Annotated in this window: 9 protein-coding genes; 4 read left to right on the top strand and 5 right to left on the bottom strand. The window is 41.7% G+C overall.

What is annotated here, in order from left to right; translation table 11 throughout:
• Positions 1-43 precede the first annotated feature (43 nt).
• The 4 genes from JMN32_RS10335 to JMN32_RS10350 all read right to left on the bottom strand — a co-directional run bounded on the left by JMN32_RS10335 (position 44) and on the right by JMN32_RS10350 (position 3,998).
• Complete coding sequence (locus JMN32_RS10335; protein ID WP_202856251.1) at positions 44-2,044, bottom strand: TonB-dependent receptor plug domain-containing protein; 2,001 nt, start codon at positions 2,042-2,044, stop codon at positions 44-46.
• A 53-nt stretch (positions 2,045-2,097) separates the two neighbouring features.
• Positions 2,098-2,940, bottom strand: coding sequence for a FixH family protein (locus JMN32_RS10340; protein WP_202856252.1), 843 nt, complete (start codon positions 2,938-2,940; stop codon positions 2,098-2,100).
• 237 nt (positions 2,941-3,177) lie between these two features.
• Positions 3,178-3,555 carry a hypothetical protein gene (locus JMN32_RS10345; RefSeq protein WP_202856253.1) on the bottom strand — a complete coding sequence of 126 codons (378 nt, stop codon included), beginning with the start codon at positions 3,553-3,555 and terminating at the stop codon, positions 3,178-3,180.
• A 194-nt stretch (positions 3,556-3,749) separates the two neighbouring features.
• The gene (locus JMN32_RS10350) at positions 3,750-3,998 is read right to left on the bottom strand and encodes a DUF1059 domain-containing protein (RefSeq protein WP_202856254.1); all 249 of its coding nucleotides are present in this window, start codon (positions 3,996-3,998) and stop codon (positions 3,750-3,752) included.
• A gap of 473 nt (positions 3,999-4,471) precedes the next feature.
• Here JMN32_RS10350 and JMN32_RS10355 point away from each other — a divergent pair, with 473 nt between their 5' ends.
• The 4 genes from JMN32_RS10355 (at position 4,472) to JMN32_RS10370 (ending at position 8,339) form a co-directional block, all read left to right on the top strand.
• Positions 4,472-5,011, top strand: a complete 540-nt coding sequence (locus JMN32_RS10355; RefSeq protein ID WP_202856255.1) for a Crp/Fnr family transcriptional regulator — start codon at positions 4,472-4,474, stop codon at positions 5,009-5,011.
• A gap of 268 nt (positions 5,012-5,279) precedes the next feature.
• Entirely contained in the window at positions 5,280-6,293 is a 1,014-nt protein-coding gene (locus tag JMN32_RS10360) for a pirin family protein (RefSeq protein WP_202856256.1), read from the top strand.
• A gap of 11 nt (positions 6,294-6,304) precedes the next feature.
• On the top strand, positions 6,305-7,816 hold the full coding sequence (locus tag JMN32_RS10365) for a glutamate synthase-related protein (RefSeq protein WP_202856257.1): 1,512 nt from the start codon (positions 6,305-6,307) through the stop codon (positions 7,814-7,816).
• A gap of 145 nt (positions 7,817-7,961) precedes the next feature.
• Positions 7,962-8,339, top strand: a complete 378-nt coding sequence (locus JMN32_RS10370) for a DoxX family protein (protein ID WP_202856258.1) — start codon at positions 7,962-7,964, stop codon at positions 8,337-8,339.
• Between the two features lie 126 nt (positions 8,340-8,465).
• On the opposite strand, the gene JMN32_RS10375 is transcribed toward JMN32_RS10370, so the two are convergent.
• Positions 8,466-9,890 (bottom strand): DUF1593 domain-containing protein, encoded by a 1,425-nt coding sequence (locus JMN32_RS10375; protein ID WP_202856259.1) that lies wholly within the window; start codon positions 9,888-9,890, stop codon positions 8,466-8,468.
• Between the last annotated feature and the right edge of the window lie 527 nt (positions 9,891-10,417).

A 10,417-nucleotide genomic window follows, 5' to 3' on the forward strand; every position in this document is an offset into this window, starting at 1 on the left:
ACTTGGAAACACGACAACCTTCATATCTCCAAGCATGTACCTCCTAAAAATGACAACTCACCCCTATATTCACACTCCTTCCAGGCCTGAGTATACCACCCCAGTCCAGCGGATGGCGATAAGCAACGTCAAAGATGTTGTCTATCCCTAGCTGCCATTTGATCGCATACTCTCCCAGCAACTGCTGATAGACTACTTTAGCATTAAAAACATGATAATCATCCGAAGGCATCTCTCCAGACCATTTATTCTCCTGGTCACGACCGTCCACAAACTCATACCCTACTTCCGCCCCAAAAGTCTTGTACTTATACATCAGTACATTGGTCAATCCCAGGGGTACCAGCATAGGCAGCTTATCTCCTCCCTTCAATTCTCCCAAGGTATATTCTGCCACTCCGTTATAAACTATATTATCTGTTACCTTCACTGTCCAATCTGAATTGAGGCCAGTCACCCATGCATGGCTCAGGTTTTCATAAACTTTTACTCCCCGTGCTCCCAAGGTCATGGCATCAATAGTTTCGTCAACCCGTCCAACTATGTAACCCTTAAAATAGTAGCCAAAAGCCTTGAAATTTACCTGAAAGCCATCTTTTTTCAGATATAAGCCTGAGGTAAACTGCCATGCTTTTTCATTGTCCAGGGATGGGTCTCCTACATAATCATAGCCATCCTGACTGTTAAACAAGAAGAACCCAAACTGCTCAGTAACTGTAGGAAACCGTTCGGCGTAAGCACCAGTAAACTCTGCCTGCCAATATTGGCCGGCAGGCACCATAAGCGTACTGCTAAAGTTTAATGCGGTTCTTACATCAGACCCATCATACTCGTAGTCCAAAACCTCCAATTGAGCCATACCTATTTTACTCTTAATCTCGTTATGAGCTACATCTACCCGCAATGAGTTACTCCATATCCACCGTCCAAATGGAATACGATCCTGCAGGAATAGTCCACCGGCTGTTCGTACAGCATCAGGCCAGGTAAGCATGAACATCGAAACTCCCTCATTCGGATACATGGTCATTTCAGCCCGTACATCGTTACGGAAAAATTCTGTTCTGGCTTTTAAGAAATGAGAGCCTAGCTTCCAGTCCGTATCCATATTGAGACCATAGGTATTGCTCCAACCGGGCATATCCATTCTGATGATCACATCACGTTGCGAATCGTCCATTTCGTGCGTGATATTATTACCGTATGCCATAATATTAAGCTTTTTCCATTGCTCCGACAGATTTTCCTGCTCAAAGCCCAGCTTATAGATGCGAGCTTTTGCAAAAGCCACATCCATCGGCAAAGCAGGGTAACCAATATCCCAGGCATCATCCCATATGAAACCAAAAATGAGCTTTTTATCTTCAGCAAGCCTATAATTCCCATTCAACGCATGGTTCATTTTTTCATATTGAGAGAAGTTGACCTCCTGGTGATGCCCATCCTTATAAATACCATGATGGCGATAAACTCCTGAATACCGTAACCCCAGATTGTTGCTGCTATAATCTAAATTATAAAAAGCATTATAGCCCTGCGAAATGCTCTGATAATTTAAGCCTGCGGCACCTTTCAATGATTTATTTACCCTCATTTCAGGCTGCTTAAGCCTCAGGTTTACTGAGCCTCCTACGGTGGAGCCATGCTTACTACCTTCCGCCCCTGTAGTTACTTCCAGTTTTTCCATATTTACAGTCTCCACATAGGCACTCACGGGGTCCATTCGGTCGGTACAAGCACCAAAAAGCTTCATACCGTCTATTGTCAGGTTAATTTGCCCGCCCGACATTCCGTTGATCATAGGCTCCATGGCAAAATTTCCTCTACGCACCAGGTTAATGGAGCTGTTTTTCTCCAGGATTTGCTCAACAGCCACAAATTGCTGATCGTGAATAGCATGGTCTGCTGCGGTATCCTTGCCAACATAGATTTGTATCTCGTCAAGGTGCATCGTTTTCAAATATCCCTGTTCCTGCTCGGCAGTTTGTGCCACTACTCTGGCAGCGCTGATCAGGATAATCAAGATTATATATGAATATCTCATAACCTTAGATTTTATCTTCCCAGGCACTAAACTGTGCCTGGGAGATATGATCATTAAAATTCAAGGTAGAATGCAGCATCAGTCAGCACAACTTCGCCCCCTTGCGCTATAGTAAGCCATATGGCCCAATCACCGCTCATACTGAAATTTACACTTCCTGCATAGCGTCCATTGCCTTTTCCTATGGGATCTACATTGTTTGGAGAGCCATGACCCATGCTCGGCATTTCCGGTTCAATGCTTATAGTGAGACCATCAACCGCTTCATAAGTCATCATATCTAATTGTTTGTATACGTAAACCTCGAAGTCATTTACTCCTATGGCTGGCTTGCCTTCAGGTAAATGGTAAGCAAAGAAGTATCTCTGGTTGTTGATCACCTTTTTGAATAATGTCTGGTATTTGACGTCCTGAGCCTGGTAAGTTGCCTCTTTTGAAATAACAGGAACTTCAAAATCAAATGCAATCTCTTGTCCGTTTTCCAACCCTGCTACTTTTACACTAAGCGTCCATTTACCCATATCACCACTCGGCATAGTGAATATAACCGCTCCTTGCTGCAGCCCCCTACGCTCCTCACTTACATACGGCTGAATAGTGGGTGCACTATGCGAATGTTCTGTCATATCCATCATTGGCATTATGGTGATGGTTGCGTTTTCAATCAGCATATTATCAGATGCTTTTTTCAGCAAGAAGTACAGTTGATTGTAACCTGAAAAAGCTTGCTCATTGCTGTAAACCTGTACTATCAGATCAGTGTCGGTCACCTCCTCATGTAATAGTTCAAGGTCCGAGATATCAACCGTTATTTTAGGGTCATCGTCTTCAGAGCAAGCCGAAAACAATACAATGGTAAAAGCAATAAGAAATAATTGTTTAAAAAGTATTTTCATGTCAATTCAGTTCGATTTTTCTACGGCCATAACCTGTCCCCAAACTTGTCTGGGCACAGAATAGCCAAGGTTCAAAACTTCAGCAGTGAGATTCCTTTATTCATACTGATGAGTATGACCTTTGTATTATGGCCAATTATGTATTTCTATATTTATTAAGTTGAAGTATTAGGCATAGCTCTCCCCTTAAGGCTTGATAAACAAGCTATTTTATGGAGAAAAAAGCTATGGAATCACCTAAACTATAGGGGGATGAAAAATTTCAGAAAGGAAATGAAAGTTGTATAAGTTGTTAACCTCGCCAAAATGCTGCAGCGGTTCTTCAGCGAAAGTATTAAACGTAAATGTAGCCAGCGCTGTAACAGCTAATGCTAAGGATACCTGCCGTAGCTCTGCAGTTTGATCTTCCTGCTGCTTCTTGGCTTTTTTTAATTTTTTTGCGAGATAACACTTTCCGTTACACTTCAGCTCAGGCTTATCTTTGTTAATACAAAATACCTTTGCTATAAAGTCTTTATTGACCTGATAGTCAAGCCAAATAACAGGCAACGCAAGGGAATATAATAACGAGCCCAATATCGTTATCCATAAAATGCCTTGTTTTAACCGCTTCACGTTAAGAGTTGATCTTTATTTACTGGCAAAGATATACCCTTTAGCCAAATAAATCATGAGTTAGGTCATATCTACCTTTATTTTAGTTCAAAAAAACTCTCCAACTCCCAATGATCGCACATCTCACCAATTAACAAAAATTGGAGACCACTAATGCCTTCTTCCCTACTAAATGCTAAAATACTTTGCGGTAACTATTTTGATTCATCGATATCCGGAAGGGAGTCAAATTCTCTTCTTTTACGCTCAAACCATTCCTGCATTTTCGCAGTATCCTTCATCAACTCCTTCATCCCTTCCATTGCTTTAAGGTGTACCTCATCACCCTTTTGAAACATTTCAGTTCCATGTTTTTTGCTTATTTCAGCAATTTCTTCAAAGGTATCAGCGCGGAACTCCAGGTCGCAAGCTCCACCAAGCTGTCTACATGTCATCTTCTTCATAGTTCAAAAATTTTATCATTGGTCTGACTCTTCTGTTATTCCTGATTTGAATTCATCACCTTTCTTAAATCTGGAGCAGAGCTCCCTAAACAAATTCAGGAGTATTTACAATCTTATCAACCCCCTTAGGTATATTTCACCGTCCGACATTTTGATCATGCATTTCTTAATGATGTCGAAAATTTTCCATTTAATTCTCCTTTTAGAATAACACCTCTTTTGGCACAATGTTAGAAATTGCAATTCCATATGTATTTGCAAATACTGGTAACGATAGTTCATAAGGACTTTTTATATACTCCAAGTAAAATCAGCAAGCATTAGTACTCATGTAAACACAGCTTATAATGTGTGTATGATCAGGGCTCAATGGCAAAACATGTAACTGGTAGATGGTAAGAAAATGGGTATATTTAGAATAACATCATGCCAGTACTTAATCTGGTATAGTCTTAGACGAGAGTTAGACCTCAATGGAAACTTTACAGTATATATTAGATATTGATCCGAATGCAAGGGAGAAGGTCTTTAAAAAGGGACATGTATTGCAGCGGGAAGGAGATATAAATGTGTCAGCTTTCTATGTAAAAAAAGGTCTGTTGAGAAGCTACATTATTGACAGCAAGGGAAAGGAGCACATCTTCATTTTTGCGCCTGAAGGGTGGATTATTGCGGACGTAGAGTCCATTGAATTCAATAAACCTGTAGAGCTTTTCATCGACTGTCTGGAAGACTCAGAGGTGGTTATATTTGACAAGGATTGCTTTTTTCAGACATCTTTGAGCAAAGAAGCTGTACATAAAAACACGCAACTTTTGTATAAAAGACTTGGGGTTCTGCAACGTAGGGTATTGATGCTCATGAGCGCTCCGGCAATAGACAGATACACCTATTTTTTGAAGACTTACCCTGAACTGCCTAACCGGATACCTCAACATATGATTGCTACCTACTTAGGCATTACCCCTCAAGCACTGAGTACGATCAGAAAAAAAATGGCCACTGTTCCCTAACTCATATCGTTAATTAATCTAGATGAATGCATCACAAACAATAAGTATGGTAATTTGATATTACAAACTTTTAGGCCCATGACTAAAGCATATTCCAACGGTGAAATCACCAAAAATGGCAACCGAAACTTTACCCGTATGTCGGCACACTGCCCAAAGTCTACAGCCCAGAAGCACCCCCATCGATAGCTATAGAGTATGCTGCCGGTGAACAATTAAAAAAATCAGGTAAACAAGTGCCCATCAGACGCGTTAAGCTATTACATCAATGAGTAAAATATTAAATATTGAACCACTGGGTTTTCCCTGGAAAACCCAAGATCCGTTTCTGTTTTGTGCCTACCACAGAGATGAGTACCCTACCGGAAACTCAAAAATGGGAGTAGATTTTGAGTTACTCCGCGGTAGAAATGTAGGTCAGGATTTCACACTGAAAGACGGGTGGAGAATGTATCATGGAACAAATATCCCTGGTTTTCCATATCACCCTCATCGAGGTTTTGAAACCATTACCATTAATAAAGAAGGTGTAGTTGATCACTCCGACTCTCTGGGGGCTGCCGGTCGCTTTATGGCTGGTGATGTGCAATGGATGACAGCCGGAAGGGGAATCCAGCACTCTGAAATGTTTCCTTTAATCAACGAAAAAGATGGTAATCCTTTAGAAATTTTCCAGATATGGCTTAACCTTCCCAAGGCATCCAAACTGGTAGAACCACATTTTAAAATGCTGTGGCGTGAGGATATTCCCGTAGTTAGCCTCCAGGATGAATCTGGAAAGTCAACCACTGTTCAGATCATAGCCGGGAGCATTGATAATGTAGATGCTCTTGATACCACGCCTGACTCCTGGGCTGCTAACCCAGCTAATGCTGTGGGCATTTATACCGTAAAAATGGAAGCTGGAGCCTCATGGGTTTTACCAAAGACCCTTCCCGAAGCCAACAGGTCAATTTTCTTCTATAAAGGCGGAGAAGTTGAAATAGATAGCCGAAAAGTAGGATCGCGTCATCTTATCGAACTTGTGCCTGATGAAAATATAGAGATTAGCAACGGGTCTGAAGAATCTTATTTTTTAATACTGGAAGGCAAGCCCATAAATGAGCCGGTAGTGCAACATGGCCCATTTGTGATGAACACCCATGAAGAAATTCAGGAAACCATGAGAGAGTATGGGCGAACACAATTTGGCGGCTGGCCGTGGACCGAAACGGAAGTAGTTCATCCCAAAGACAAAGGGCGGTTTGCTTTACACAGCGATGGAAAAGAAGAGATCAAATAACCCCTAACACTATGAGTAAGCCCAAAATAGCAGACAAAAAACCTAAAAAAGTAGAATTAAAAAAAGGAGAGGAACAATACTGGTGTGCCTGTGGGCGGAGTAATAATCAACCTTACTGTGATGGAGCACATAGAACTACGGATATTACTCCTGTAAAATTCACGGCTGAGGAGTCAGGAGATGCTTATTTATGCATGTGTAAACACACCCATACGCCTCCTTATTGCGATGGCACACATGCCAAATTAAAAGAAGAAGACAATTCTACAAACCCCGCCCCATCGGGTAATGGCTCCACCAGGGAGGAGCCAACGCTGGCCTATATCAAGGCATTGGCCAGGGATGGTTTAACTAAAACAGGGCATCATGGAGAAATGGGTGCCATGGGAGTACCCATTCCGGACCTACCACAATGGAAGGACATCCAAGTGTTGGCTGCACAACTGGCTACTAAGCCTTTAATGGAAGATATACCTGTAGGTACCGAGTTAATCATAGGCCCTAATGCTAAGAAACCTTTGAAATTGGATATTCCTCTTTTTGTCTCGGATATGAGTTTTGGCGCTCTATCCGAGGAAGCTAAAATTTCCTTATCAAAAGGGGCTGAATTGGCCGGAACCGGTATCTGTTCTGGTGAAGGTGGCATGCTGGAGGAAGAACAGCAGGCTAATTCCAAATATTTTTATGAGCTGGCATCTGCCAAATTTGGTTTCGATTGGGACAAGCTGAAAAGGGTACAGGCCTTCCATTTTAAAGGCGGCCAGGGGGCAAAGACCGGTACAGGTGGACACTTATCTGGCAACAAGGTAACTGAAAAAATAGCTGCCGTGCGAAACTTGAAAGTAGGTACTGCGGCTATATCCCCACCAACCTTTGCCGACTTACATACTGTAGAAGACTTCAAAAATTTTGCAGATCAGGTTCGGGAGATTACAGGCGGCATTCCCATTGGCTTTAAACTGTCCGCCAACCACATTGAAGAAGATATACAATTTGCACTGGACGCAAGCGCTGACTATATTATTTTGGATGGTAGAGGTGGTGGAACAGGGGCTGCTCCATTAATATTCAGAAACAATATTTCGGTACCTACTATTCCTGCTTTGGCAAGAGCCAGACATTATTTAAATAAGGTAGGGCGTGAAGATGTCACTCTGATCATTACAGGAGGAGTTCGGGTTCCTGACGATTTCATAAAGGCACTGGCTTTGGGCGCAGATGGCATAGCTTTATCAAACGCTGCCTTGCAATCCATAGGTTGCATCGCTGCACGAATGTGCAATACCAATAATTGCCCCTCAGGTGTAGCGACTCAAAAGCCAGAACTCAGGAAGCTTATAAACATTGATAAATCAGCTAATCAGCTATATAATTTCTTCATTGCCTCCACGGAGCTGATGAAAGTAATGGCGAGGGCCTGTGGGCACAACCACCTGAATCAATTCAACCAGAAGGACATCACCACCTGGAAGAAAGATATGGCTGAACTAACAGGGATTAAGTTCGCAGGATTAGGCGGGTAACAGAGTTTTGACCTGCCTGAAGCTTCATTCAAACGACCTTACATTTTTGATAAATGGTTTTCTCATTGAACCGGATATCACTACTTTTCAATGAAAAATGCTCATTGTGACCTAAGAAAAGTATTTTAAAACCAACAATACAAACATGAAGAACAAAATTCTATTAGTCCTTACCATTCTCTTTGGATTGATGATGGTAAACGCTGGCTTAAACAAATTCTTTAATTATATGCCCATGCCGGAAGACATGCCGGAAGAAACCATGAAGATATTTGGTGCTTTCATGACTATTAAGTGGCTGATGCCATTAGTTGCCCTGGGCGAAATAGTAGGAGGTGTTTTAATAGCCATACCTAAAACAAGAGCTTTGGGTGCCATTGTGATTTTTCCGATTACAGTGGGTATCGTTGTTCATCACCTCACTCATGATCCTGCCGGTGTAGGTATGGGGCTGGTTCTTCTGATTATTAATATTTGGGTTATTGCCGAAAACAAGGATAAGTATATGTACATGCTAAAATAAAATTACATTAATCTCTGGCGCAAGCATGGCTTGCGCCTAGTCATCATGTACTCAACAAAAATTCCGGTTGTAAATCTTTCTCCCGGTCCGGCTCTCTATACCCCCTTACATGTCAGACTCACTTAATCATTTTGGTTGAATACTCACTATTACCCTTTTATAACTTGATAATTGAGGTACTCCTCTATCCGTTACTTTCAGTATGAAGTGTGCCGTTTCTTCGTTTTCAACTTCCGGAGCTGTAAAATACACTATATGCACATTCTCAGCCCCGTTGGGCTTGATAAGCGTTTTATAAGTACCTGCTTCAGGGTAATTAAACCACAGAAAGCTAAAACTATCACCATCCGGATCGATAGTTTGAATGGCATCTAAAACGAAGCCTTCTCCAGATCTCACCGTTATTTTTTCAGGGTGTGATAATACAGGAATGGGCGGATGGTTGGCTTCTTCGTATGACATAATACACCAGTCCATACGAGCTGCGAAATCATTTTGAAAGTCGTCTCTCCATCGCCAAAGGGTAACCCTAAAGCCCTCATAATTTGTGGTGTCTTGCCTTACAGAACGACCAAATTCGTTAGGAATATAAGGAGTATAACTATCAACGGCATTTGTCCATATAGCTCGGGTTTCAGGTTTAATAGTCACTATGGAGTTGCCTTCTTTCATTTTAGCAAAGTCCGGTTTGTACAACTCAAAACGGCCTCCCCACCCACCCCAATCAGGGTGTTCGGGCTGACTTAAACCATTGGCTATCAAAAAAAGAAAGGCCGGAGTATCCCCCTCCATTCCCCAGGCCACATCAGGGTAACTTGCTCCTAGAGATCCATGCCCTTGCTGAATATTTTGGGCTATCCAGCTATTGCCAATTTTTGTATGATCGATCCCATTCATGTAAGAAGCATTGATCGCTGTCCATGTAGCATTACTGTAATCATCGCCTGGTGATACGATGTAAAACAAATCAGGAAAGTTATTTCTAATCCAAATACCGCTGTCATCCTGATCAGAAATAGCATAAACACGAAGTTTTGCTACTAACCGTTTTACTTCCTTTTTGCTCTTAGTTTTTTCGATTTTATATAAAGCCTGAGCTAGGGTGTTGACTCCACCCCATACCGAAATCCATAAGGGCCTGTCGTCTTTCTTTTCAAGTATTTTAATGATCCAGTCAGAACCCTCAGAGTCCATACCTTCCCCAACACCTTTCATACCATATACCGACAACCCTTGCTTGACTAAAGGATATAGTGTTTCTGCCCTGGGGTATCCGAGCTGATGAATGATCAGGTTAGGCTGTACCTTTTCATAAGCCCCAATGGTTTTGGTAATGGACTGCGGATATACCCTATCTGCCATCCAGCACGAAGTAGTTGCTACTATTCCTTCAATATCAATTTCGTTGGAATATAATAGCAACCGAACCAGCGACTGCGTATCATCAGGGTCAGCCTCAATATCGGTAAGTACGATAACCCGGTGTTTCTGCTGTCCATAAACGTAATTAAGGGTCAAAGAGAATAGGATAATAAGAGATAAGATTCTCATAATAGGCATTTAATTAATGAATATGTTGAAGTTAACGGCCGGCTTTTATGGGGCAGAGAAAGACAAGCCTCACCAATGCATAAATTTACTCTTTGTCGTGGGCTTTACAAGGGTCGTTGTTTCAATATAAGCATTACATGGCAACTGTTCTGTGAAAATTTCCTTAAGCCATAAAACCTGAAAGGTAATACAGCACATAAACGGAGTCGCACATGACAATTTTAGGCTGGAAAATTCATATGGTTTGTGAGTCGACATTGCTGCATTTAAACTTCCCGGTAGTGATACAGATTCGCGAACTATATACACGGGATTAGATGAGATAAAAGACTTATGGAATAACTATCAGAAGAATTCAGGAAATGGCAAACTTTACCAGTTTTCTTCTATCACCACCGTGCCGTTGACAGAAGTTAAATTTGACAAGCCATCATTACTGATTTGTGAGAAAGAACAAAAACTGGTTATTTCGGTCGGACTATGCCAGTCATTTCGGTGTTACTATGCCACTTTAAGAGTTGCGTAAT

Source organism: Fulvivirga marina (assembly GCF_016775155.1).
In the GTDB taxonomy this organism is placed as follows: domain Bacteria; phylum Bacteroidota; class Bacteroidia; order Cytophagales; family Cyclobacteriaceae; genus Fulvivirga; species Fulvivirga marina.